Here is a 25,228-nt window from a genome sequence, read left to right as displayed (position 1 = left end):
CGACCATCTTTCAGCCAGCGGTGCCGTTCGGCCGTCGAGATCGTCAGAATGTCCTCGATTTCACGGGGGATTACGGGCAGGTCTTCGATATTCTGCAGTGCTTCGGATACGATCCCGAATACCACCTGCACATCATTCTCGGCGCCCTCAGACAGGCGCAGGGTAAGCACGCGGGACTCGATATTGAGCAATTTCCTGAAATCCGTTGGAAGGCGGGCGCGTATTTCGAGAAAAACACCCCTCGCTCTGACGGGCGATCCAAGCGTTGCAGCCGGGGTTAAAGGCCACTCTCCAATCAGCTTCGCTGTTGCATTGATTTTTCGGCGCGTGGACATGCCCTTTATATAGGTCACCGATTGTCGGCAGCGATGAGCCGATCGCAGAGCCAACATGAGTTCTAATCCGCCAGCGGTCTGAACCACGATGCCCTAAAGGCGCAACCACGATGGCGGGGCCGCTTGCAATTTCGGGTAACAGGAAGCGGCAGAGTTTAACTCACAGTGCGTTGCCGCGTGGCGGCTTTGGGGCCGGAAGCTGTCAGTCCGGTTTGGCGATCTAAGTTGCGATGAGCTGCCATATGGCCCAGCCCTGCCGTGGCCTACTTTTCAGCAATCCCGTATTAAAGCTGAAAGAGCCGATGGACTTCACATTACCGTTTGTGATCAGGTAAATCTAATTTAAGACTTGTTTTGGGGGAAATGAGATTTGAGCCCGGAGACGTTATCGCGACTTCTCGCATCAATGAATGCTGGCCGCCTGCTGGTCGTCTGCGGGGCCGGCCTCTCTATGGCCCCGCCCAGCAGCTTGCCTTCGGCTCGAACCGTGGCGGAACGCTGCTTCGACAAGTACCAGCTTGAAGTTGATCCCGCGTGCGATATCGGGCTGCGCGACAATCTTGAGGCGCTAGCTGAGCATTTCGTGGTCACGAGCACGCTTCAGTCCGTCTTCATTGAGCATTTGGTGCCATGGCCCGCATTCGTGCGGCCGCCCAACCCGGGTCACGCCGCGATCGCAGATTTCCTGCTCACCCGGGCAGCCGTGGCAGGCATATCAAGCAACTACGACATACTCATTGAACGGAGAGCCTGGGATTACGGAGCCGCCTTCCGCGGCTCCCTTGATGGCGACGAAGCCAACGCCGACGCGGTCCGCCAAGCGCCGCTTCTCAAGTTTCATGGTTGTGCGCACCGCGATCCCTCTTCGACAGTCTGGGCACCATCGCAGCTTCAAGACCCGGTCATTTCGGCCCGCATCGAGCGCAGCAAGACCTGGATGGCGGCCAACCTGCGGCAGAAGGATCTGTTAGTCGTCGGCTTCTGGTCTGACTGGGAATACCTCAACGCTGTGATCGGCGGGGCGCTTGCGGATGTCCAACCACTCTCTGTCACCGTTGTCGATCTCTCGCCGATCGATGCCTTGGCAGCAAAGGCACCCCAACTCTGGCAGATCGCACATGCGGAGAATGTTCATTTCGAACATGTACGCGAGTCGGGAGCCGATGTCCTCGATGAGCTGCGGCGGGCGTTCTCACTGAATTACCTTCGCCAAGTCCTGGCCGCTGGCAAGGCCGTCTTCGAAGCTTCGACAAATGTGCAGTGCAACCCCGAATGGCTCAATGTCGCCGATTACGACAGCGAGACTTTGTACGGGCTGCGCCGAGATGCTGAAGGTGTCCCGGCCGTACAGCCGGCGACGCGCATCCGGCCCGGTAACGTTGAGGCTTTGGGATACTTCCATCTGTTGCTGCGTCAGGCAGGCGCGACACAGCGGCCGGATGGCTACGATCTAAACGGTCGCAGTATCCGGGTCATTAACGGCGCCGAAGCGATTCTGGGCTCACTGAGGACGAAGTTCATCGAACCTCCCGTTACTATCGCCTCGGACATCGTCGTGGCAGTGGGCGCGACCGATCTCGGCCTTCCCAGCAATGTCGTCCGGGGTGGTCGAACCGGCGACTTCATACGCCCAGACGCAGCTGGAGATTGGTACGATGTCAACGGTGCAATAGCGGAGCTGGACATCTGATGGACATCTCGACGCAAGCGGAAATCGCATTGCGCAATGCACAGTACGAGACATGGTCTTGGTCTGGCCCGCAGGGCCCGGTCACATGTTTCGAAAGCGCCGCAGTCATGGGCTTCGTTCATGTGTTCGAAAGCGCCGAAGCGCTCATGGCCGGATGGCGGACAAGTCAGAAGACAGCGCTGGCGCGTCACGCTGCCTCGCTTCGGGGTGCTGGGACCAAGGCCTGGAACGTCTACTCGGTCTTCCTCACCGCCGATCGCGCGCCTTCGCTCGCCCGCGCCATTGAGCGGATCGAAGAGGATTTCACACTCACCCGCAAGATCGCTCGCACGTCAATAACGACGGCTGAAGACGTGGAGAGGTCGCTTCTCCCGTTGATGGCAATCCGATCGCAGCCGATGCTGGGTGCTTCAAACTTCGAAGACCGGCTCCGAGCCCGATTGAAGGATGTGCCCGCCGACGCCGTAACGGCGTTCCTAAACGAAACGACCGCGGCAGACGTTGCACGTATTCTGGGAGCCAAATCATGAGGCTCGACTACGTAGAAGTTTGCGGCTTCCGGGGCTTCCGCGACAAGGTGCGGATAGACTTCGGCGGCGGCTTCACGGTGATTACGGGCCGCAATGGCGTCGGCAAGAGTACCCTGTGCGATGCCGTCGAGTTCGCTATTACCGGACTCATGGAAAAATACGCGGTCGAGAAGGCCGCCAAGGAGAGCCTCGCCGACTATCTCTGGTGGCGCGGCGCAGGGGTGCCGAAGGCGTATTACGTTACGGCTTCGTTCATCCGCGACGATGATGGAGAATCGTTTTCGGTCACGCGAACCCGCGAAGGAGGCGCCGACCGATCGCCAGAGGAGATCCAGGCGGCCTTATGCACCGGCCCTGCACCTGACGACGCACTGCGCCAACTGACGCGCACGTCCATCATTCGCGACGAATGGATCGCCGCGTTGAGCCTGGACCTTTCAGAGACCGAGCGTTTCGATCTCGTCCGCTCTGCGCTCGGAGCCCTTGAAGGGTCAGAAGCCACCGCGAAAGCTAGAGAGGTCGTGACAGTAGCAGACGCTGCTCACACCCGCAACGAAGCTGCCTATGAAACCGCACGCGCGAGGCTGGGTGAACGCCTGACCCAGCAATCGGAGATCCAGGCTTCTCTCAGCCGCACGGGTGATGTTGCGGCCGCCTTGGCAACAGTGGCCGCCGTCGTTCCCGATGCTCCCGCGGAGATGATCGCACGCCTTGAAGCCGCTCGTGGCGCCCTTGCTGACGGGCGTGCTCGAACGGCTCGAATGACCGAAGCGGTCGAGGCGGGGCGAAAACTCCTTGCGCTTCAGCAGACCTTCAATGCCCCGGATGCCGCGGCGGTGCGTGAAAGCGCGAAAGCGGAGTTGGAAACTGCGAGGGAGGCAAAGGATATCGCCTACGCGGCGGTCTCTGCCGCCGAGGCGTTACTGGAGCGAGAAGAGGACGCTGATGCGGTGGCCGCCTCTCTCGCTATTCTGATCGAGCATGGTGAGAGACTTGGCGTTCATGACGAGCACTGCCCTCTCTGTGCTGCCCATCGGACCTCTGAGGAATTCGCCGCCGGTCTAGCAGCGTCGCGGCGGCGCATATCGAGCCTCGCTTCCGGCGTACAGGACGCGCGGAAGACATTAGCTGCGGCCAGCGACGAGGCGCGCGAGTGCTCTACCACCTTCGCGATGGCGGAGGCCGACGTCGCTGCCCACCAGGCAGAGGAGCGCGCCTTGCGCGATGCGGAGCAAACACAGGCAGCCTTCTTCGATCGCTGGAACATAGACCAGCGCTTTCTTAATGACCCCGATGGCCTCGAAGGCCATCTCGAAGCCGAACGCGACAAATTGATCAACCTCGAGAGAGCGTTGCTGATCCTCGAGGCGTCCCAATCGGTCTCCCGCATGGCCTCGATCGAGAGAAACATCGAACGGTTGCGCGAAGAGCTCGACAAAATCGCCGATGCCGTCAACCAGTCGCAAGCTGCCTTATCGCATGCCCGCGACATTGAACGCTCGGTCAAACGCGTCAGCGCTGAGATCATCGACGAGCGGCTGGCGCAGATCAGCCCCTTGCTTAATGAACTCTACCAGCGTCTGCGCCCACACGCGGACTGGCGGACGATCGATTATAGTATCCGCGGCGATGTCCGGCGGTTCCTCAGCTTGAGGGTCGGGGATGGCCTGAACCCTCAGTTCGTATTCAGCAGCGGTCAGCGGCGCGCGGCGGGATTGGCGTTCTTGCTATCCGTCCATCTGGCCCGCGCCTGGACGCCTTTCCGCTCCCTCCTTCTTGATGATCCGGTCCAGCACATCGACGACTTCCGGGCGCTCCATCTCGTTGAGGTGCTTGCCGCGCTCCGTCTCGATCGCCGTCAGATCATCTGCGCGGTCGAGGATCCCGCCCTGGCCGATCTGCTTTGCCGGCGCTTGGTCAGCACGACCGACGAGCCCGGTCGCAGATACGATATCGACCTTGGGCCCGAAGGCGCGACGAGCGTCCTGACCGCTGAGGATGTTCCACCTATGCCAGTTGGCGTGTTGCGCGGTGGGCTTCAGGTTGTCGGGGCGACGTGAAGCAAGTGACAGTCTAGTTTCTAAGACTAGGTTAGGAGAAAACGGCCGCGCCCAAGTTCAGTCGTTACGTGCGCTACGCTGTCTCCAACCTCCGCAAATGGCAAAACGCTCCAGGCGCTCCCTCACAATGTCCAGACTTGTCGCGTCAATGTCCTCTGTGGATGGCTCCCGCGGTGCAAGGGGTTATTTGAGTTTTGACGATTGGGTCAGGTGCAGTCTTCTGTCCGGCCTGTCGATGCAGTCGTTCATGTTGACCGCTGGCCTTGATGGTATCCGCGAGTCGGGTCCCCCTCTGCTTTGCGGGCAAGGACGCCCACGACATTCGCACGGGTTATCCCAGCTCCCGGTATGACCGGTTCGCCATCACATCTCTTCGCCCTTGCAACTGGTGAACTTCCTGCTCCTTTGCGTCTTGCTTCGTTGGAATCGGATTAGATCAGGCTGCGGCGCTGATCGGTAGCCGGTAGGTTCCTCCGCGCGTCATGATCGCCCAGGCCACGCGCGCCGTCCGATTGGCGGCAGCCACCGTGACCAGACGTGCCGGCTTGCGTGCCAACATTGCAGACAGGCGCGGATCAACCGATGCTGGCTGTATCCTCGCCCGTCGGACGAGCGAGGTCATGCCGACCACCAACAGCCGACGCAGGTAGCGGTCACCCATTCGCGAGATCCGGCCCATCCGCTCCCGGCCTCCCGAGCAGTTCTGGAGTGGCGTCAAACCGAGCGAGGCGGCGAACTGGCGGCCGGAGCGGAAGCGCTCAGGCTCGATAACAGAAGCAGCCAGTGCCGTTGCCGAGATCACACCGATGCCCGGGATCGTGGCCAAACGCTGCGACAGCTCGTTGGAGCGGTGCCAGGCCAGAAGCTCCTTCTCCAGACGGGCGAGTTGGAGTTGAATAGTGCCGATCTGATCCGCCAATCCCCTCACCACCAGCCGACCCAGCGGTGGCAGCTCCGGGGCCTTGTCGGTGGAGAGCCGTCTCGCCAATCGCAAGGCATGATGCAGGCCACGTGCCATCTCGATCCCGAATTCGGCCAGGAGACCACGCAGCATGTTCACAAGCTGCGTACGCTGCCTCACCAGCAGATCTCGCGTCCGATGCAGCGCCAGCGTCGCCTGCTGCTCGGCCGACTTCACAGGCACGAAGCGCATGGTCGGCCGCGTCACCGCCTCGCTGATCGCCTCAGCATCCCCCGCATCCGTCTTGCCCCGCTTCACATAGGGCTTCACATAGGCTGGCGGCATCAGTCGCACCTCGTGGCCTAGCTTTGTCAGCTCGCGTGCCCAATGATGCGAGGTGCCGCAAGCCTCCATGCCGACCAGGCAGGAGGGAAGCTTGGCAAAGAACGGCAGGACTTGCGCCCGCCGCAACGCCTTGCGGACAACAACGTGTCCTTCAGCATCGACGGCGTGGACCTGAAAGACGCTCTTGGCCAGATCGAGGCCGATGGTGGTGATTTGCATAACGGATGGCTCCTCTTTCGTGTGGTCGCTGCGACAGCACCACTTCAAAGCATCAAAATGCCTTCAACGGGAGCGGGAGCCATCCACCCCATCTGCTTTCAATTAGTAGCAAAGGCGACCTCAACTTCCGAGATTGGCGCAAACAGTCCTTCATTCTTAGTCGGCGGAGGTCCGCTGCCGGCCCCTCGCTTCTGCTTTTAGAGCGAGTACGAGTACAGCTTCGAACGCGCGCCGAAGCGTGCTGACAATTTCGACGCAGCTGATCATACCTTGAAAATTCAACCCCGAACGCGTGTCCCTTGCATAGGTCTCGGTCGAAAGGCTATGACAAAGAAGGGGGGCAAGTAACGAGAGGAATGGCCTGATAAACATGTCTCGCTCTTCCTCGCGCACCGGGGGTGGAAATCGAGGAGCGATAGTGATTCTCGCCGGTGCCGGTCTCGCTCCAAGCGCGGTCGCCGAGTTTTTTCTGGTCGCAATTCTCAGATTGGCATTTTTGCACTCTCCCTTGCCGGTTTGGCAATCATCGCTGGCTATACCTATTCTGCCGTGGGGAACAGCCAGAACCAAACTGCCGCGACAATAGCAAACTGGACCGCATCCGGGCCAACGGCGATTACGGCGCAGCCTCGGTTGTGGACGGCGATACAATCGAAATTCACGGGCAGCGCATCCGGCTCAATGGCATCGATGCACCTGAAAGCCGTCAGCTCTGCAAAGATGGCAGTGGCGTGGATTATCCATGCGGTCGTCGATCCGCCGAGGCCTTGGACACCTTCTTGGCCGCATCTTAGGTATCACCGCTTTGTCGGAGATTGTCGTCGCGCAGATGGGGTTGGCGTCGCTCCCTGGATGGTAGAACACGGCCAGGCCCTCGATTGGCCTCGGTATAGCCACGGGGCGTACGCGCAACAACAGACTGCGGCCGAGGGGGCTAAGGTCGGAGTCTGGATTGGCACCTTCGAAGTACCTTGGGACTGGCGCGCGGAGCATGCCGACAAGCCGGCAACGGAGCGTCACTTCGGCCTCATCAACCAGGGCCAAGTAGCACAGAGCTATTCATGCCAACCTCGACGCTATTGCTCTCAAATCTCGTCGTGTGAGGAAGCGCACTGGTATCTCAACAATTGCTCCTGGGGCCCCAAGCTGGATCGAGATGGAGACGGGGCCTCCTGTGAGGGCCACTGCTGATTGTTCGGTTCGTGCCAGCTCTTTACCACTACATCCTGGGTCGCCGGAGCAACGTCAGTAGATAAACGGCTACGACCGCGTCAGCCTAACGTATCCATTTGGACGGGCTTCCATCGTTATCGTCCGGCTACCAGAGCTTCGATGCAGCTGGGCGAGCGCCGATAGCGCCTGACAGAAAGGCTGGCTGACATTTGTTTTCGAGAATTCAACCAGTTCGTTCAATCCGGTCGCACTTGAAAGTCGCAAGGCCTCGTAGCGACACACGGGGATTTGCCTATTGTTCTTGAAGCGTCTATCCGGCCCACCGCTTTTGTTCGGGTGGACCCATGTATGCCCGACCACCTCAGCATCGGAAGGAACCTTGCCCGTCTCAATGAAATTGCTCGGAGCAAACTGTGTCCTCAGATCACCATAGCCGACGGCGCCATATCTGTTCCCGTCTTTCACCAGGATGAGGTCCGGCATGAAATAGAGCACTTGGCGGCCAACGTGGATTGAAGGCGGGGTCACGTTACTACGAACAACTTTCGGCAACGTGCTTTCAAGAGTCGTGGACTTTTTGTCGACCAGCATGCTGGCCCCGGCATTGCGCTTCCATGTTGTCAGATCCTGGATCTTGCCTCCGGCCGCCACATGCCATCTTCCGTCGCAACGAGTGAGCGTTTCAAACGCACTAACAAGGCGGCCATAGGCGGCCTCGGCGTCTTGCTCGAGATCGTAATAGAGCACGCTTACCCGGCGATAGCTGTCGAACCATCTGCCGATCAGCATGCCCGGTAGAAATGCGGCGACGCCCAACAAAGGTGCAGCCCCTCCGAGCCTTGTCCCGACAAGGAACCCCGCTATTCCTGCCAGGACCGCGAGGGCCACAGAGAGCCGCGCCTCCAATTGCCTTGCATTGATCTCGTCAAGCACATTGGCATGCGTTTCATCGCGCATATCCATCACGTCGCCGGACCAGCGCTTGTGTGCGACCGAGCCACGAACAACGAGGCGCGTCGGGAACCGGACGTGACGCGGCGCAACTTTCTTCCCGGCGAGCCGTTCGAGCAGCAGCTTGGCAGCGAGCGGTCCGATCTCGTAGATAGGCTGTGCCACTACGGTGATCTGCGGATCGGTGAAGGTGGCGAGATTGAAGTCGTCGAAGCCGACCAGCGACACGTCGTGCGGGATAGACAGGCCCATCGAGCGCAGACCGAGAAGCGCGCCTTGGGTCATCAGGCTCTCCACCGTGAAAAGCGCCGTCGGACGGTTGCGGCGGCTGAACAGGCGGATGGTGGTTTCGACGGCATGTTCGACGGTCGAGCGCGACACGCTGATCAGCGATTCATCCAGCGCAATGCCATGCGACTGCAATGAATTCTGGTATCCGGCAAGACGTTCCTGCGCGGTGAAGATGCGCGACTCGTCGCGCAGCAGTCCGATCCGTCGATGACCATTGGCGACGAGGTAGTCCACGGCCTCGCCGGCGCCGCCCTCGTTGTCGACGACGACGCTGTCGCAGTGCACCTCCTTGACGACGCGGTCGATCAGCACGACCGGCGCGCCTTCGCGCACCAACTGGACGATGTGCTCGCTGTCGGTTGCGGAGGTCGGCGCCAGGATGAAGCCGCGGATGCTCAGCGATCGCAGGCTTTCCAGCAGCTCCTTTTCCTGTTCGACATTTTCCTCGCTGCTGGCAATCAGCAGGTTGTGGCGGTGCTTGCGCAGCTCAACCTCGATGTCGTGGGCGATGCGCGCCTGGATGTCGCCGGGCACGAAGCCCACGATCGGCAACTGACCGCTGCGCAGGGCCTGCGCCACGAGATTGGCCCGATAGCCCAGTTTTTCGGCGGCTTCCAGAACCCGCAGTGCGGTCTCGTCGCCGACGTAGCCGTAGCTGTTGAGCGCGCGCGCCGCCGTGGCGCGCGACACGTTGGCAGCGGCGGCAACGTCCTTCAAGGTGATCCCCTTCTGCGTCACGGCTACTTTGTCCTCCTGCGACCTGACATTGGTCAGATCGTGCTTCCGGCCCGGCTTTGCATTTTACCGTTGTGCCGCATATCGGCGCGTTCTCAAACTGCCAACGCCCAGCTTGTGCACGCTCTTTCCTCAAAGTCCTTATCGTCGATTTTGGAAGAAGCGCCGGATCTGCGAACTCTGGCCGGCCGGCTCATCGGGCGGCGCCTTATCCCGGCTCGAAAAACCAGACAAGGAGTGGGGCTCGTTTTAGACGTACCAATCTGTCGCCAGCGACCAACCTGCCAGCCGATGCTCAGACGCGAAGCGATTGCGGCTGCCCGCCCGGCTCTCAGATCGTTGGTGAAAGGACTCCCGCCAATTTCTCGGGCGGCGCTGCGCCGAGTATGGCTATTCAGAGAACTTCATTCTATAAGAAGAACTCTTTTGGCTGAATAGAACTGGTTACCTTGAGCCGCTCTCGCGACGACATTCCCAAACGCTCTTCCAGGGCGGAACTTCACCATGACGGCACTCACTGGCTGCTTGCACCGCAGGCAAGTGAACGCGTCGTAAAACAGCCGCCCGGCTTGGTGCCCGCGCTGGAGAATGCAGTTGCGATTCTGCAGTTTCTCAACGACACGCCGCCACATGAGGCAGCGCTTGTCGACCTTACAGCAGCACTGGATATTTCAAAGACCCACTGTCACTCGATTTTGAAGACGCTGGTGCATTTCGAGTGGCTGAAGTTCGATCCCAGGTCCAAGACCTACCGTCTTCACTCCGGGCTTCTATCCACCGCCTCCAGCCTGCTCAATTCTCCGGTTCTGGATGCGGTGCGGCGCAGCCTCAGTGCGCTCGTGCAGCGCATCGATATCCCATGCCTGCTGACCCAGCCCATGGACGACGATACTTTCATCGTCATCGACAAGTTCAACGGTTCGAAGTCGATGGAAATATCCTTTCCGATCGGACATCGCTTTCCGCGTGACGCCTGCGCCCAGATGCGAGCCTATCTGGGCTGGCAGACGCCGCAGCGGCTCGATCTCTGGATGCAGCATTGGACGCCTGCCCGCTACACTTCGAAGACACCGCTTGACGCCAAGTCAATCCGGGCGTCCGTCGCTGCTACGCGCGAGCGCGGCTATGCGCTCAGCCAAGGCGAATTCACGGAAGGCATCATGGCGATCGCCCTGCCGATCTTCGACCGTGACGGACAGGTTTCCTTCATCTTCAACTGCTCGTTCATGATCGACAGCTTCCTGCCCGAGGAGAAGAAGGTGGCGGCCGAGATGATCCGGGCCGCCACCGAAATCCATCGCGCGACCCTGGCTCGGCCACCGGAAAGTTTCCCCGCCCTGTAAAGACCCGCGGCAGGACGCCTCAGTAGGCGAGCTTATGGATGCCGGCAGCCAACAGCCTTATGCCGGCCACGATGTCGGCGATCGAGGAGAACTCCTCGGGCGTATGGCTGCGGCCTTCCTTGCTGCGTACGAAGATCATGGCGACCTTTGCGATGGTGGCCATCTGCTGCGTGTCGTGGCCGGCGCCGCTGGCCATGGTCAGGATCGGTATCTCCTGTTCGGCTGCGCATTTCTGCAGCATGGAAACGACCGCCGGGTCGCTGCGGCATGGCCGGTGATCGATCTGTACCGACCAGTCGAGGTCTAGATTCCGGCGAGTGGCCACTTCGCGCATCATTGCCTCATGGGTGGCATAGAGCCGTTCGCAGCGCTCCGGATCGGGATGGCGCGCATCGATGGTGAACTGCACTCTGGAGGGAATGACCGCTGTGGCGTTCGGCTCCGCGACCACGCGCCCGACGGTCGTTACCGCCGGACGGCCCCATCGATGCGCCGTATCGACGGCGCGCGACCCGATTTCCATGAAGCCGGCCATCGGATCGCGGCGGATATCCATCGGGAAGGCGCCGGCGTGGTTCTGCGTGCCGCGCAAATCCACGCTGTAGTGCCTGATCCCCGTCACCGCGTTGACGACAGCGACGGGCATTCCTGCCTCCTCGAGTATGGGACCCTGTTCGATGTGAAGCTCGATGAACGTATCGATGTCGTTGCGCCGGGCCTCCGGAATCCGCTTCGCGTCCAGGCCGACCGCCCGCATCGCCTCCGCCGCCGTCTCTCCGTCGAACCCGATCGTATTGTCGGGATCGTCGGCCTTGATGCGCCCGGTTATGGCGCGCGAGCCCCAGAAATTCGCCGAGGGAAAGCGGCTGGATTCCTCCTCGCAGAATGCCACTGTCTCGATCGACCGGCGTGGTTGCCCAAACTGCTCCTTGAGCGCCTTGACCGCGATTAGCCCGGCAAGAGCGCCGAGCGCGCCGTCATAGCGGCCTCCGGGCTTCTGCGAATCGATATGCGAGCCCGAAACGATGCTGGAGGATGCTGCGTCAAATCCCTCAAACCTGCCCCAGACATTGCCGACCGCGTCGCGGCTGACAGTGAGCCCCGCATCCCCGCACCACGAGGCGTACTGGTTGGTGGCCGCAACCCATTCCGGCGAATAGACCGTTCGCCACACCCCAGTGTCGCCGTAGGAACCGTACGAAGCCAGCGTCAGGATGTAGTGCTCGACGAGTTTGGGATCGATGATGATTTGTGCCGTCATGACCGTTGCGCCTCCAGCTTTGCCGGACGAATTCGCGTCGAAGCCGTGCCGCGATGGATGTACCTGCCGCGTCCGGCCGCGCCGCTGAATGCGCCGCTCCGAATGATGATGTCGCCTCTCGATATGACCGTCTCGGGCGCGCCCAGAACCTCCATTCCTTCGAACATCGTGTAGTCGACGGCCGAGTGCAGGTCGGCTTGCGTCAGCCGGCGTCTGACGTCTGGATTCCAGATGACCAGGTCGGCGTCGCCGCCGACGGCGATTGTCCCCTTGGCCGGGTAGAGCCCGAAGATCCTGGCGGGCGTCGTCGCCACCAGATCGACGAAACGGTTCTGCGAAAGATCTCCGTTGGCCACGCCCTGCCAGACCAGCGTCATGCGTTCCTCGATGCCGGGAGCGCCGTTGGGAATCTGCCTGAAATCGTCGCGTCCTTTGTCCTTGCCGCCGTGGAAATTATAAGGCGCGTGATCCGACGAGACGACTTCGAGATCGCCGCGCGCGATGGCGTCCCAGATGATCTTCGGCTGATGCCTGGCCCGCGGCGGAGGGGTGAAGACATATTTGCCGCTCTCGAACCCCGGAGCTTCGAATACGGCATCGGTAATGTGCAGGTAATGCGCGCAGGTCTCGGCATGCACGGCCACACCGCGCTGCCGCCCTCGGACCACCTCCTCCAAGGCTTCGCCGCAGCTGACATGGACGATGTAGATTGACGCGCCGACCAGTTCGGCAAGGGCGACGGCACGCGCCGTAGCCTCGGCCTCGACTCGGGGCGGGCGGCTGAGCGCATGGTAGCGCGGCGACAATTTACCCTGGCCGGCAAAGCTGTCGCGCAGATATTCGACGGCCTCACCGTTCTCGGCATGGACCATGACCAGCGCACCGTTCGCCCGTGCCTCGTGCAGCACCCGGATCAAGGTACCATCGTCAACCATGGTGTCGCCCTTGTAGGCCATGAACAGCTTGAAGCTGGTGACGCCTTCGCCGGGCAGCGCCGACAATTCCGCCAGCGTCCGTTCCGAAAGATCCGAAACGATGGAATGCAGCGCGAAATCGATCACTGCCTTCGGATCGGCACGGCGGCGATGTTCTGCCAACGATTCCAACAACCCGCGGCCTTTGATCTGCGGACAGAAATTGATGATGCTCGTCGTTCCGCCATGCGCGGCGGCGATCGTTCCGCTGAGGAAATCGTCCTCCGTGTCGGCCAGCAGGCCGGGCGTATCGAGATGTGTGTGGACATCGACGCCGCCAGGCATCACCAGGCGCCCGGCCGCGTCGATGATCTGCGTCCCGCCGCCGCCGTCGATCGTGTCGGCGATCGCGCTGATGCGGCCGTTCGTGACCCCGATGTCGGCCGCGAACGTGTCGCACGCGGTGACGACAGTTCCGTTCTTGATTATCAGATCCACTTTTCCGTTCCTGTCTGCTCGGCGCGCATCGGGGCTGGGGATGCGCACGAATTGCTGGCGTGGTCAGCGGGCGGTGTAGCCGCCGTCGGCGACCCATACGGCTCCGGTCACGAACGAGGCTTCAGGCGACAGCAGGAAGGCTATGACGGGTGCAATCTCATCCGGCCGGGCGAGCCGCCCCAGCGGGATGTTCCTGGCTGCGTCCTCGACTGTGAAGCCAAGGCGCTTCTGCTCGCGCTCCATCATGGGCGTATGCACACCGCCTGGAGCCACCGCGTTGAAGCGCACGCCACGCTGAGCATATTCCAGCGCCAGCACCCGCATCAGGTTGATGACGCCCGCCTTTGCCGATGCATAGGCACTCAAACCCACCTGCCCGACCGTGCCGAGTTCGGAAGCCGTGGCGACAAAGGCGCCGCGACCGGAATTCACCAGCCAGGGCGCGGTGACCCGCGCCAGAAGATAGACGCCGCGCAGATTGACCCGCATGACGGCATCCCAATCCTGGGCGCCGGTCTGCTCCAGCGCCGCCGTGAAGCTTATGCCGGCATTGGCGACGGCGGCGTCCACCCGGCCTTCGGCGGCGGCGATGCGGGCGACCGCCTCGCCAAGCGCCGACTCGTCGGCAATGTCCACCGTCACGCGTTGCAGCCCGTCCAGTTCGGGCAGCGCGGCAAGTGCAGCCTCGTCGCGGTCCAGCACATGGACGCGATAGCCTTTGCCGGCCAGCAGGATGGCAGTGGCGGCTCCAATTCCGGAGCCGGCCCCGGTTACCAGGGCAACAGTCTGTGCGGTCATGTTTTTTACGTCCTTCCAGTTTGTGGCTTTTCGACTTCAGGCGGCGGCTTCACCTTGCCCGGCAAGCATCAGCACGGCGTTGCGCTTTGACGCGCCCGACCATGCGAGAAAGAGCCCTGCCGCCGCGAAGACCAGGATTGTGAGGCCGAACATCAGGGCCGAAATCGCGGCGATATCTCCCTTCAGCCCTTGCCGCACCGAAGCCAGGATGTAGACAGGCAAGGGCGTGGTCTTCGCGGTGCTGACGAACAGCGAGACGATGACGTCGTCGAAGGAGATGGTGAAGGCGAGCAGTCCTCCGACCACCAAGGCCGGCGTCAAGAGCGGAAGCGTAACCGTCATGAACGCCAGGCCGGGGCTCGCGCCGAGATCGGCGGCCGCTTCCTCGAGCCTCGGGTCGAGCGCGCTGAGGCGCGCACGCACGATGAACGCCACAAGCGCACCGCCGAACAGCGTATGCGCGATGATCATGCGCACCAGCCCGGCATCGAGGTCGATCTTCACGAACCAGATGAGATAGGCGACGGCTTTGACGATCTCCGGAAAGGAGAGGACCACCAGCAGCAGCAGGCTGAGCGGGACGGCGACAGCTGCCGACCGGCGCGCAAGAACGGTCCCGCACACGCAACCCAGAACAATGCTTGCGATCGCTGTGCCGAGCGCCACGGTGACGCTGGTGCGCAGGGTCGAAAGGATGTTCTGGTCGGAAAGCACGCGCCCGTACCAGCGCAGACCCGCCCCCTTCCAGATGATCAGATAGTCGCCGACATTGAACGAATAGGCCAGCACCGCCACGATCGGGGCAAACAGGAAGACGGCCACGAGAAGCGACCACAGGCCGAGCATGATGGATCTTGGTCCGGGTACGGTGCGGCTCATCGGGTCAACTTTCTCGCCAAGGCCGGCAGGCGCTGGATCGCCGATGCCGCTCCCGCCATGAGGAGCACGCTGGCGACGACCACTCCCACCAGGGAGAGGGCCATTGCGGAGGCCAGCGGCCAGTTCTCGCCTTGCAGGAATTGCGAATAGATCAAGGTGCCTATCATCATGCCCTTGGCGCCGCCCATCAGTTCGGGGGTGACGTAGTCACTGGTCATGGTGATGAAGACGATCATCGCTCCGGCCGTGATGCCGGGCGCCGTCAGAGGCAGCGTTATGCCCAGAAAGGTCTGCCAAGGCCGGGCATAGAGGTCGCGGCTGGCCTCACGCTGATCCTTCGAAAGCCTGTCTATCGAGACGTAGATCGGCAGGATCATCATCGGCAGGAAATTGTAGACCAGGCCGAGTTGCACGGCGGTTTGCGTGAACAGCAGGCTTTCGCCCGTCCGCAGCAGCCCGACCGCTTGAAGCGCCTGCGAGACCATGCCGTTGCCGCCAAGCAGAATGCGCCAGCCGAGCATCCGCAACAGGTAGCTCGTCCAGAATGGCACCACGACCAGCACAAGCAGCCACGGCTTCAGCCGGTCGGGACAGCGCGTGCTGATGAAATAGGCGACGGGATAGCCGACAGCGATGCAGAGCGCCGTACCGAGCAGCGCATTCTGCACGCTGGCGGCGAACACCAGGCGGAAGGTCGGCGTGAAGACGTTGAGATAGTTGTCGAAGGTCAGAGCGCCGGCGACTGCGTCCGCGCCGTGGCCTTCGCCATTGTAGGTGGCGAAGCTTTGCAGCGCGATGAGCAGGACCGGGACGATGAAGAACGCCGCATAGAACGCGAAGGGCAGGACCACCAGCCACCAGTCGCGCACCATCCGCCCCAGGCGGCCCGAGACCGCGGGACAGTTTATGCTTTGATGCCGTTCGGCTGCTGCGTGCACGGATGCCATTCCTTGAGACGGCCCGACGGCCGCTGCATCGCCGATCAGGCAAACGCAGCGGATTGGGGCGGACGGCTCGTTGCCGGGCCGTCCGCTGGTGCGGTCAGCCGCGCGAGGCCGCCGCCTTGATCTCGTTGAACATCTCGATCCGCTTCGAAGGGTTGGAGCCTTCGACCTGCTGGAAGACGAGCCGTTGCGCGACGCCGTCGGGGAACACAATCATGTCCTTACGAACGAGGTTGGCGGGGAGCTTTTCGACCACGCCCTTCACACCGGTGTCGTAGCCGATGAAGGCCACTTCCTCGGCAGCAACGTCCGGGTCGAGCATGTAATTGATGAAGGCGTGAGCCGCCGTAACGTTCTTGGACCCGGTCGGCACCGCGTAGTGATCGCTCCAGATCACGCATTGCGGAGTCGGGTAAACCCAGGTGTAGCTGTCCGGGTCCTGCTCGAAGATATGACGGCAGCTGCCGAGATAGCCCTGCCCCAGGACATAGTCGCCGTTCAGCATTCCCTGGACCGGGTTCGCGTCGAAGGCCTTCAGATGCGGCACCAGTTCCTTGAGCAACACGTCCCTGGCATGTTCCAGGCGCGCCACGTCACCGGTGTTGTAGTCCTTGCCCTCCCGCCAGAAGACCAGCCCGAAAACGCTCGGCTGGTCGTTGAGGACCGATACGCGGCCGCTGACATCAGGCAATGCCGCCGCGCGGAAGAAATCGTCCCAGCTCTTGATCTCATCCTTGACGACGGTGTGATTGTAGAGGATGCCGATCGTGCCGAAATTCTTCATCACCGTGTAGCGATTGCCGGGATCGAACGGAGGATCGCGGAAATCGGTGCGGAGATTTTCGAGGTTCGGGATCTGCGCGTGGTCGAGCGGCTGGATAAGCTTGCGTTCGACCGTCTGCTTGACGTAGGCGTCGCCAAGCACGACGATGTCGTAGTCGGCGGAACCGGAGATTTCCAGCTTCGCGATGGCCGCCTCGACTGAATCGAAGGTGGCGACCTGGACCCTCGGGCCGGCGCCGGCGCTGAAACCTTCAAGCACCGCCGGGTTGGCGTAGCCTGCCCAGGAGTAGATGAACAGGCTGTCGCCGAGCTTGGCGGCGCCTGCAGCCGCCTTGGCATGCGCCGGCAGATCGGTTTCGGCAAAGGCGGCCGAGATGCCGTTGACGCTCAGCGCCGCTGCGCCACCGGCCATTGTCGCCAGGCGCAGGAAGTTTCTTCGCGTCCATTCCTGGGAAGCAAGTATCCGGATAGTCCCATTGCTGTCGTTCATGGTCGGTTCTCCATCTTGAGGTTTGTTGGAACTCCCGGTTGATCCGGGATTATTGTGCTGTGATCGGGGTGCCATGTGACCCAGACTTCGGCTCCGGGCGCGATGGCAGCATCCGCAATCCGGCTTGTGCAGGTGACGGTCTCGCCACGTCTGGTCCGGGCCATGATGCAGTGGTGCGAACCGAGAAACTGGCGCTCCACCACCGTCGCGCCGACCCGGCAAAGATCGGCGCGCGGCTCGGCTCCGAGCGGCATCAGTTCGACGCTCTCGGGACGAACGAGGACGGTGTTGGCGCCCTGCCCGCCATGGGCTGGAAGCCAGATGAATTCATCTTCGGCGATCTCGATGAGGCGGTGATCGCCTCGCCTCGATACGCTCCCGGTAAAGAAGTTCGACTGGCCGACGAAATCGGCAACGAAGCGGCTTGCCGGGCGGTGGTAGAGATCGGCCGGGGTGCCCACCTGCTCCAGGTGCCCCGCATTCAGGATCGCGATGCGGTCCGACATCGCGAAGGCTTCGTGCTGGTCGTGCGTGACGAACACGAAGGTGATCCCGACCTCCTGCTGGATTCGTCGCAACTCCGTCTGCATCGTCGCCCGCAGCTTTGCATCCAGCGCCGCAAGCGGCTCGTCGAGAAGAAGAACACGCGGGCGGTTCACCAGGGCGCGCGCCAGCGCCACCCTCTGCTGCTGGCCTCCCGACAAGGCGGCAGGTCGTCGCTTGGAGAGATCGCGGAGCTGAACGAGATCGAGGACCTCCTCGACGCGCCGGCGACGTTCGAGGCGCGCGACACCCTTGCGCCTCAGTCCGTATTCGATGTTGTCGTAGACATCCAAATGCGGAAACAGCGCGTAGGATTGAAACACGATGTTCACGTCCCGCTTGTGCGGCGGGATGCCGGTTACCGGATTTCTGCCGAGCAGAAGTTCGCCGCCGCTCGGACGCTCGAAACCGGCGATCATCCGCAGTGCCGTCGTCTTGCCGCATCCGCTCGGCCCGAGCAGCGAGAAGAACTCCCCTTCGCCGATTTCGAGATTCAGCTTATCGATGACCGGCGTAGCGCCTGCCCTCGAGGTGAAGACTTTCGAGATGTCCTTGAAGGTGATGGCCGCTTCTGCTTGCAACACGCTCACCTCACCTGTCCTTTTCGAGAACGGATCGACGTACATTCAAAGCCCCCGGAAATGTCCGCCACTGATGTTGAGCACGCTGCCGCTCATCCAGTCGCCGCCCTTGCCGAGGAGATGCAGAACGCCTTCGGCGATTGGCCGAGCGCCGCCAAAACCCAGCGGATGGGCGGCCAGATAGGCCTTCCTGCCTTCATCGGAATAGGGCCGGCCGGTATCACCTGTCGGCCCGGGAGTGATGGCGTTGACCAGTACCCCGTGCGGCTCCAACTGGGAGGAGAGCGATACCGTCAGTCCGATCAGGCCCGCCTTGGCCGTCGCATAGGCGGGAGAAAGCGTCGGCGAGCCGACGCGCGCGGCAAGAGAGCTTACGAATATGATCCGCCCGGCTCGGTTTTCCATCATCCCCGGGATAACCGCCCGCGAACACCACCAGGCGCCGTTGAGATCGACCTCGAGCACATGGCGCCAGTGGGCCTCATCGATCGTCGCCGCCTGCCCATGCGGCGCATCGAGGCCGGCATTGTTGACCAACGCGTCGATCCGGCCATGCGCCGCGACCACGTCCTCGGCCAGCTGCATGGCGCTTTCGGGATCCGTGATGTCGACATGGCTATGGCTGGCCTGTCCTCCGCCCGAGCGGATCGCCTCGGCGACGGCAGCCGCTTCGTCGAGCAGGATGTCGGCGACGACGACATGGCCTCCTTGCGCGGCCACTCGTTCAGCGATGCAGCGGCCGATGCCGCGCGCCGCGCCGGTGACGATGACGGTCTTGCCTTGGAGCCCGCCCATCAGGCCGCCTCGTCCCGCATGTCGCGCTTGAGGTGGGCCAGGACTTCGGCCAGAGGCAGAACGTCGGCGTAGCGGGCGTTGATGTCGAACAGGTTGGCGACATGCGCCGAGGCGCAACGGTCGCCGACGGCTTCTTCCGGGACAATCGCGTGAAAACCGTAATCCAGCGCGCTTTCGCAGGTCGAGCGAATGCAGCCGCTCGTGCTGCAGCCGGTGATGACGACGGTATCGATCTTCTTCGAAACCAGGATGCTCAGCAGATTGGTGTTGAAGAAGGCGCTGGCGCGTGGCTTTTCGATGAGCGCTTCGTCATCGCGCCGCTCAAGCTCCGCAATCAGCCGGACGCGATCGGAGCCGCGTATCATGTTCCGGCTGTGCGGGGTCTTCAGGCGGGTCACCGCCGGCAGGTCGGACTGGCTGGCATCGTAGGCCATCGTGGTGAAGATGACCGGGACATCGCTCCGAGCGCGCGCCACGGCGAGCAGGCCCTTGATGGACTGGGTCACGCGGCCGAGGTCGGAACCGAGTTCTTCCTCGGTTCGCGTCCACGCACCCGCCATGTCGATGACAAGGAGTGCCGGCCGCTCGCCCCAGCCGACACGCCCGGCAAAGCCCGCCTTGCGGTATTGTTCGAGCAGCTCGGCGTTGCCGAGGCGATGGACCATCTGCGTAGCTTGCATATCGTTCTCCAGGAATGCCGCCTCGACGGTGCGAAGGTCAGATCCAGCGCAGCGCCGGCGGGGACAGTTCGTCGGCCGAGCGGCCGGCCCAGTCATTTCGCGGGATCGTCGCCATGGCGCGCAGCTGCGCTTCGGCGAGACGGGCGGCGGCGGCGGCATGGTCGATGGTGAGCACCTTGCCGTCGCGCACCACCGGCCGGCCATCGACATAGACGTGGCGCACGGCGCGGTCGGACGCGGAAAAGACCAGCGACCGCAGCGGATCCCGGCACGGCTGCATGGCGGGAGCCGTGCAATCGACAAGCACGATGTCGGCCTTGCATCCGGGCGACAGGCGGCCAATGTCATCGCGGCCGAGCGCTTTGGCGCCGCCTACCGTGGAGGCCTCAAAGACGTCGGCAAGGCGCGCTTCCCGCGGATTGCCGGCCGTCAGCCGCGCCGCATAGATGGCAAGCCGCATCTCATCGAGCATGTTGTGCGGATAGACGTCGGTGCCGATGCCGATGTTGACGCCGGCCTCGCGATAGCGCCCAAGATGATTAAGCGAGATGCCGCGGCGCGCGAACACTGTTGGACAGTGGGCCACTGTCGCGCCGGCTTCCGCAAGCCGCTCCAGATCGCCGGTCCGCTCCCAATGCGTCCAGGGATGATGGTCGAGGAAGATGCCGTGGCCGATGATGGTGCGAGGGCCGAGGACGCCGAGCTCCGACATCCAGCCGATCGGCGTGAGGCCGTGGCGCCGCGTGATCTCCTGGAATTCGACGATCGACTGAGCGGCATGCGTCTGGAACGGCACCGAGCGCCGCTCGGCCTCGGCATAGGCGTCGCGCAACAGGCCTTCGCTGCAGGTGTCGATCTGCGCTGGAGTGACCATGCCCGTCAGACGGCCGCTCGGATGCCGTTCAGCCAGGTCGACCTCCTTCAGCGCGCGCTCGAAGGCCAGGCGACCTGCCGCTTCATCCCATTCGTATTCGACACGATGACCATCGCGGGTCAGCCAACGTCCGGAGCGGAACATCGGCGCCACGCAAACGCGGAGGCCGGATTCCGCGTGAATGTCGAGCCATCCTTCGCTGGGAACCGCCAGGTCGCAAAGCGTGGTAACGCCGGAGAGCAGCAGCTCGGAAAGCGCAACACCGTAACAGGCGCGCGCGCTGTCGGCATCGCGGTCGAGCACGGTGAGATATTCGTAGAGCGAGGAGTTGTAGAGTCGCGGGCTGCCGACCTCGTCCCACAGCCCCTTGTTCAGCGGCTCCTCGCCCGGATGCGAATGGATGTCCACCAGGCCCGGCATGACGAGATAGCGGCTGCCGTCGATCGTCTCGGCAGCGGGTCCGTCGTAGTTCGGTCCGACATGCAGGATGCCGTCCAGCGAGAAGGCAACGTCGACGTCGCGCATATAGACGTGGCACCCGGCCTCCTGGTCCCAGCCGACCACGGTGCGCGCCTGTTTGACATGCGTGATGGTTGCTCTCTCGGAGGGCAGTCGGTCGGTGGTCATCGGAGCTCCCATTGTTCTGTATATAGAACTGTATTCTTATTACGGGACACTGTGTTGCGTCGGACCTTTCCTGTCAAGATGATTCTTGGCCGGCTTCAGTCTTTTCGGCAGCGGGCGCGGCGACCGCGCGGGGCAAGGCGAGGACGCCGCCGAGAGCTATCGCGCCTGTCCCCGCAAGCATCAGCGCGTCGGGAGATTCGCCGAGCAGAACTGCTCCGGCGATCAGGGCAAAAGGGATGGCGCTGTAGCGATAGGGTGCGATCGCCGGCAGCGGCGCCGAGCGCACCGCCACGATCATCAGCAGGTTTCCCGCGGCGACCAGCCCCCCCAGCATGCCGATCAGCACCGCGCTCTCCAGATCGACCGCATGCCAGGTTTCGCCGGATAGCTGGGGGATGGAGATGACGGGAATGGCAAGGGTGGCGCAGGTGGCGACAACGAGCGAGGGAACGCGCTGTGCGCTGCCGCGCGTTATCACGTCGCGGGTGGTCAGGAGCACGATAGCGGCAATGCCGAAGAGAAAGTGCATGCCGACGCCCTCCGCCGAGGGGCGGGTGATCATGACGACCCCAAGCAGCCCGATGGCCAATGCCAGGCTCTGGCGGCGCGTCATCACGTCCCCGAACATCAGAACCCCGGCGACACTGGTCAGAATGGGCACGAGCTGAATCAGGGCGGTGATCGTTGCGACCGGCATGCCGACCAAAGCCATTACAAACATCACGCTTGCCATCGCATCGCATAAGGCGCGCAGCAGGACGGCTGGGCGAAGCGCCATCCAAAGCTGCCGGCCGATACCCAGTACCAAGCCGAGGGCGAGCAATATTGCGCCGCCGACGCAGCCGCGCAGCAGCATGACCTGGGCGGGGCCCAGCCGCTCCGCCAGGATCTTGATCGTCGCATCGTTGGCGGCGAACAGAGCCATGGCAAGACAGACCGTCACGATGCCGCGGGTCTGCGCCCCAGCGCGGATCATGCCGGTGACCTGGCCGCCATCCAATCGGCGAAGCGGCCGCAGGCCGCCCGCAAGTCGTTGGGATCGCGCGCGAAGCAAAGACGGAAAAAACCCTCGCCGCCCAAACCGAAAGCGGAGCCGGGGGCCAGACCGACGTCGGCCTCGCGGATCAGCGCGCTGGCGAAAGCGGTGGAATCGCTCACGCCGTCGACGCGGAAGAACAGGTAGAAAGCTCCGGGCGGCGCGAAGTCTATGCCCGGGAGTCGCGCCAACGCACCGGTGACGATGTCGCGGCCGGCACGCGCCCTTTCCATGAGCGCGGCGAGCGCGACCTCGCCCTGGTTCAGCGCCAGTGCCGCGGCGCGCTGCATGAAGACGGCGACACCGGAGGTGGCGTATTGGATCAGGTTTTCGACGGCAGGCCCGAGCGCTTCGGGCGCTTCGATCCAGCCGATCCGCCATCCGGTCATCGCCCAGTTCTTGGAAAACGTGTTGACGAACAGCACACGGTCGTCGGCAGCGACAACGCTGTGCAGCGAAGGCGTCGACCGCCGTGCGGGGTCATAGGTGAAGCGCGAATAGACCTCGTCCGCTATGATCCACAGGCCGTGGCGGCGGCAGAGATCGAGGATCGCGCCCAACTCGGCCTCGCTCGCCGTCCAGCCGGTCGGATTGGAAGGCGAGTTGAGGAACAGCGCCCGTGTGCGGGGCCCGATCGACCGTTCGATGTCGTAGAGATCCATGTGCCAACCGGTCGAGGCGAAATGCAGCGGCACTTGGCGCGCCACCACGCCCGCCACGCCGACGGCGGCGGCGAAGTTCGGCCAGGCCGGGGTCGGCACGATCACCTCGTCGCCTGCTCCCGCCGTGAGACGGATTGCGATCTGAATGGCCTGCATGCCGGATCCGGTCGCGAAGAACCGCTCGGCGCGGAATGGCGCGCCGAAGAGCCCGCCATAGAGCCTGTCGTGATAGGCGCCGAGCGCGCCGCGAAGCTCGGCCAGCCCCGCCTGTGGCATGTAGAAGGTCTCGCCACGAGCGAGCGCGGCGGCTGCGGCTTCGCACAGGAAGGCCGGCGTCGGCTGGTCGCCTTCGCCGACCCAGAGCGGAATGATGCCGCTGCGGCCGAAGCCATGGCGCATCACTTCGGCGATGCCGCTTGCCGGCGCCGCTGCCGCTTCAGCGCTCAGCCGCGCGCGCCAGTCGGCGGAGGAAAGTCCCGAGATCGACGTCATGCCCGGCTACCCGAAGTAAGTGGGATGTACCGCGCTCACCCGCCCGTCTGGACCTACGCCCCAGACGAGACGCCAGCGGTCGATGCAGGTGCAGGGGTGAGAAATTCCGAGCGAGACGATGTCGCCGACAGCGAGTTCCGTCGCTGGCGGCAGTGACATGAAAGCGTGCTGGTCGTTGAGCCTGTCGATCGTGCAGCCGGCGAGCGCCGCCGCGACGAGCCTGCCATCGCGGTGAAGCTGCAACGGCACCGGGAGACCCTGGTCGACAGGAGCGTCCCTCATGCCGAAGCCGAGGATCGCCAGGCCGGGCTCGGGTCGCGAAAGCACTTCCGCCCAGAGCTTCAAGGCGGGACGGAAGGAGCCGGAGGGGCCGTCGGGGTTTCGGCGCGTCATGGCCGCCATGGCGCGGGCATAGATACCGTGATCGTGAAAGAACAGGGCACCGCTTCTGAGGACGAGCCGCGCCGGCAAGAGATCGGCAATCACAGGTGCGAGACGATGCACCACCAGATCGAAATAGGCCGAGCCGCCCGCCGTTACGATCAGGGAGCGGGCTGGATCCATTCGGGCCCGGGCGTGGATTGCGGCATCGGCCAATCGATCGAGGAGCTCCGCAATCGAAGCCTCGACGGCCGGCGCGTCGAAACCCGGCAGTGCAGCAGCCCCTTCATAAGCAGCCACGCCTTCGAGATAGAGACCTTTCGTTCCGGACGTCCCGGCATTGAGCACGGCGTCGATCAGGGCCTGCGCGGCCTGTCGCGAACGCACGCCGCCCCGGCCCCTGCCGACCTCGACGGCGATGCCGAGCCGGGGAAGATCGGCGCGGTCGCGCCAGGCATCGGCCAGCGCCGCCAGACCTTCCGTCGAATCGACGAAGACCGTCAGCTCGGCCTTGGGATAGCGGGCCAGGAGGGTTGCGAGGCGCAGTGCAGCGCCACGGCCACCGATCTGATTGGCCAACATCACACGCGTAATGCCGTGCGAGAGCAGCACCGCCGCCTGCCTCGCATCGGCGACCGTCATGCCGTCGGCCCCCGCGGCCAGCAGGCGCAGTGCAAGCGACGGCGCCATCGATGTCTTCAGGTGCGGAAAGACACCGAGGCCATGCTTTACGGCAAAGCCGAAAAAAGCCTTGGCATTGCTGTCGAACACCGCCTCGTCGAGCGTGAGCAGCGGCAGGCTCATCTGCCCCGCTGCCGGATCGAGGCGCAGCGATACCAGCTCGGCCGCGGTGCCATCTTGCATAGCCGCGGGCATGCCGCGCAGATGGCCGCCGAGCGTCGCGCTGGTCATCGATCTATCCTTCGCCGGAGGGCGATCATTGATGGTCGTAAGGATTTCCGCGCGTCACGAAGGGAGCGATGACGACCTTGCCGGAAGCATCGGCCGAATAGCCGCGCACGCCCGCATAGGCGACGCCGTTGTCGTCCAGAAGCTTCTGAGCTTCCGCTTCCTTTCCGGCGGGCACATAGAGGAAGAAAATCCGCGTGCCATAATCCGGCAATTCGTCGCCGGCCGCCGATGCGGCCTTCCACAAACCGACCTTGGCGGAATCCAGCACCTCCTCGACATCGCCGATCTCGCGCGTCTTTCCCTTGGCGTCGATGACGACGATGTCAGGAAAATACTCACCGCCTTCGGCCGGCACCGACCGTTGGCGTGCCGGTGCATTGGTCAGCGTGACGTAGTCGGCGGGCCAGGTCTTTTGACCTGGAAACGGGAAGCGGTTGTTCGCGACGAACTGCACGACGTCGTCATGGCTGGGAACGGGCATTTTGTTGCTCCTGTCGTTGAAGGA

At 63.1% G+C, this 25,228-nt stretch carries 21 protein-coding genes and 1 pseudogene; 5 read left to right on the top strand and 17 right to left on the bottom strand.

The window, feature by feature from the left end; translation table 11 throughout:
* Positions 1 to 353 (bottom strand): annotated as a pseudogene (locus tag NKI85_RS26190) (hypothetical protein); the annotation flags it as partial.
* Positions 354 to 705: 352 nt separating this feature from the next.
* Here NKI85_RS26190 and NKI85_RS26185 point away from each other — a divergent pair.
* Genes NKI85_RS26185 through NKI85_RS26175 form a run of 3 tightly spaced genes read left to right on the top strand, consistent with a single transcriptional unit; the run spans position 706 to position 4,615 of the window.
* Positions 706 to 2,025 carry an SIR2 family protein gene (locus NKI85_RS26185; RefSeq protein ID WP_352528218.1) on the top strand — a complete coding sequence of 440 codons (1,320 nt, stop codon included), beginning with the start codon at positions 706 to 708 and terminating at the stop codon, positions 2,023 to 2,025.
* Positions 2,025 to 2,555: a hypothetical protein gene (locus NKI85_RS26180; RefSeq protein WP_352528219.1), complete on the top strand. Its 531-nt coding sequence runs from the start codon at positions 2,025 to 2,027 to the stop codon at positions 2,553 to 2,555. Before NKI85_RS26185 ends, NKI85_RS26180 begins: the two co-directional genes overlap by 1 nt.
* Positions 2,552 to 4,615, top strand: a complete 2,064-nt coding sequence (locus NKI85_RS26175; RefSeq protein WP_352778771.1) for an AAA family ATPase — start codon at positions 2,552 to 2,554, stop codon at positions 4,613 to 4,615. Before NKI85_RS26180 ends, NKI85_RS26175 begins: the two co-directional genes overlap by 4 nt.
* 436 nt (positions 4,616 to 5,051) lie before the next feature.
* Here the strand turns inward: NKI85_RS26175 and NKI85_RS26170 are convergent, their stop codons facing one another.
* A complete protein-coding gene (locus tag NKI85_RS26170) occupies positions 5,052 to 6,080 on the bottom strand; it encodes an IS110 family RNA-guided transposase (protein ID WP_352528222.1) in 1,029 nt (342 codons plus the stop codon).
* 681 nt (positions 6,081 to 6,761) lie between these two features.
* Here NKI85_RS26170 and NKI85_RS26165 point away from each other — a divergent pair.
* Entirely contained in the window at positions 6,762 to 7,271 is a 510-nt protein-coding gene (locus tag NKI85_RS26165) for an excalibur calcium-binding domain-containing protein (protein WP_352778769.1), read from the top strand.
* Positions 7,272 to 7,340: 69 nt separating this feature from the next.
* Here NKI85_RS26165 and NKI85_RS26160 read toward each other — a convergent pair whose 3' ends face one another.
* On the bottom strand, positions 7,341 to 9,233 hold the full coding sequence (locus tag NKI85_RS26160; protein WP_352528224.1) for a LacI family DNA-binding transcriptional regulator: 1,893 nt from the start codon (positions 9,231 to 9,233) through the stop codon (positions 7,341 to 7,343).
* A gap of 446 nt (positions 9,234 to 9,679) precedes the next feature.
* Between NKI85_RS26160 and NKI85_RS26155 the strand changes: the two genes are divergently transcribed.
* The gene (locus NKI85_RS26155) at positions 9,680 to 10,573 is read left to right on the top strand and encodes an IclR family transcriptional regulator (RefSeq protein ID WP_352528226.1); all 894 of its coding nucleotides are present in this window, start codon (positions 9,680 to 9,682) and stop codon (positions 10,571 to 10,573) included.
* 19 nt (positions 10,574 to 10,592) lie between these two features.
* Here NKI85_RS26155 and NKI85_RS26150 read toward each other — a convergent pair whose 3' ends face one another.
* The 14 genes from NKI85_RS26150 to NKI85_RS26085 form a co-directional block, all read right to left on the bottom strand.
* Positions 10,593 to 11,834, bottom strand: a complete 1,242-nt coding sequence (locus NKI85_RS26150) for a hydantoinase/carbamoylase family amidase (protein WP_352528228.1) — start codon at positions 11,832 to 11,834, stop codon at positions 10,593 to 10,595.
* Complete coding sequence (gene hydA, locus NKI85_RS26145; protein WP_352528230.1) at positions 11,831 to 13,246, bottom strand: dihydropyrimidinase; 1,416 nt, start codon at positions 13,244 to 13,246, stop codon at positions 11,831 to 11,833. The genes NKI85_RS26150 and hydA overlap by 4 nt, the downstream gene beginning before the upstream one ends.
* Positions 13,247 to 13,309: 63 nt before the next feature.
* The gene (locus tag NKI85_RS26140; RefSeq protein WP_352528232.1) at positions 13,310 to 14,044 is read right to left on the bottom strand and encodes an SDR family NAD(P)-dependent oxidoreductase; all 735 of its coding nucleotides are present in this window, start codon (positions 14,042 to 14,044) and stop codon (positions 13,310 to 13,312) included.
* A 36-nt stretch (positions 14,045 to 14,080) separates the two neighbouring features.
* The gene (locus NKI85_RS26135; RefSeq protein WP_352778766.1) at positions 14,081 to 14,923 is read right to left on the bottom strand and encodes an ABC transporter permease; all 843 of its coding nucleotides are present in this window, start codon (positions 14,921 to 14,923) and stop codon (positions 14,081 to 14,083) included.
* Positions 14,920 to 15,861 (bottom strand): ABC transporter permease, encoded by a 942-nt coding sequence (locus NKI85_RS26130; protein WP_352528236.1) that lies wholly within the window; start codon positions 15,859 to 15,861, stop codon positions 14,920 to 14,922. The genes NKI85_RS26135 and NKI85_RS26130 overlap by 4 nt, the downstream gene beginning before the upstream one ends.
* A gap of 103 nt (positions 15,862 to 15,964) precedes the next feature.
* Positions 15,965 to 17,140, bottom strand: coding sequence for an extracellular solute-binding protein (locus NKI85_RS26125; protein WP_352528238.1), 1,176 nt, complete (start codon positions 17,138 to 17,140; stop codon positions 15,965 to 15,967).
* Positions 17,137 to 18,309, bottom strand: a complete 1,173-nt coding sequence (locus NKI85_RS26120) for an ABC transporter ATP-binding protein (RefSeq protein WP_352528240.1) — start codon at positions 18,307 to 18,309, stop codon at positions 17,137 to 17,139. Before NKI85_RS26120 ends, NKI85_RS26125 begins: the two co-directional genes overlap by 4 nt.
* Positions 18,310 to 19,059 (bottom strand): SDR family NAD(P)-dependent oxidoreductase, encoded by a 750-nt coding sequence (locus NKI85_RS26115; RefSeq protein ID WP_352528242.1) that lies wholly within the window; start codon positions 19,057 to 19,059, stop codon positions 18,310 to 18,312.
* Positions 19,059 to 19,739, bottom strand: coding sequence for an isochorismatase family protein (locus NKI85_RS26110; RefSeq protein ID WP_352528244.1), 681 nt, complete (start codon positions 19,737 to 19,739; stop codon positions 19,059 to 19,061). The genes NKI85_RS26115 and NKI85_RS26110 overlap by 1 nt, the downstream gene beginning before the upstream one ends.
* Before the next feature lie 37 nt (positions 19,740 to 19,776).
* Positions 19,777 to 21,240, bottom strand: a complete 1,464-nt coding sequence (locus NKI85_RS26105) for an amidohydrolase family protein (protein ID WP_352778763.1) — start codon at positions 21,238 to 21,240, stop codon at positions 19,777 to 19,779.
* Between the two features lie 73 nt (positions 21,241 to 21,313).
* Positions 21,314 to 22,240: a DMT family transporter gene (locus NKI85_RS26100; protein WP_352778760.1), complete on the bottom strand. Its 927-nt coding sequence runs from the start codon at positions 22,238 to 22,240 to the stop codon at positions 21,314 to 21,316.
* On the bottom strand, positions 22,213 to 23,430 hold the full coding sequence (locus NKI85_RS26095; RefSeq protein ID WP_352528250.1) for a pyridoxal phosphate-dependent aminotransferase: 1,218 nt from the start codon (positions 23,428 to 23,430) through the stop codon (positions 22,213 to 22,215). Before NKI85_RS26095 ends, NKI85_RS26100 begins: the two co-directional genes overlap by 28 nt.
* Before the next feature lie 6 nt (positions 23,431 to 23,436).
* On the bottom strand, positions 23,437 to 24,723 hold the full coding sequence (locus tag NKI85_RS26090) for an alanine racemase (protein ID WP_352778758.1): 1,287 nt from the start codon (positions 24,721 to 24,723) through the stop codon (positions 23,437 to 23,439).
* 25 nt (positions 24,724 to 24,748) lie between these two features.
* Positions 24,749 to 25,204, bottom strand: a complete 456-nt coding sequence (locus NKI85_RS26085) for a hypothetical protein (RefSeq protein WP_352528254.1) — start codon at positions 25,202 to 25,204, stop codon at positions 24,749 to 24,751.
* Between the last annotated feature and the right edge of the window lie 24 nt (positions 25,205 to 25,228).

This window comes from Mesorhizobium sp. M0571, from assembly GCF_040320985.1.
Classification (GTDB): Bacteria; Pseudomonadota; Alphaproteobacteria; order Rhizobiales; family Rhizobiaceae; genus Mesorhizobium.
The sequence above is the reverse complement of the archived record's forward strand: the minus strand, read 5'-3'. Positions and strand labels throughout refer to the sequence as shown.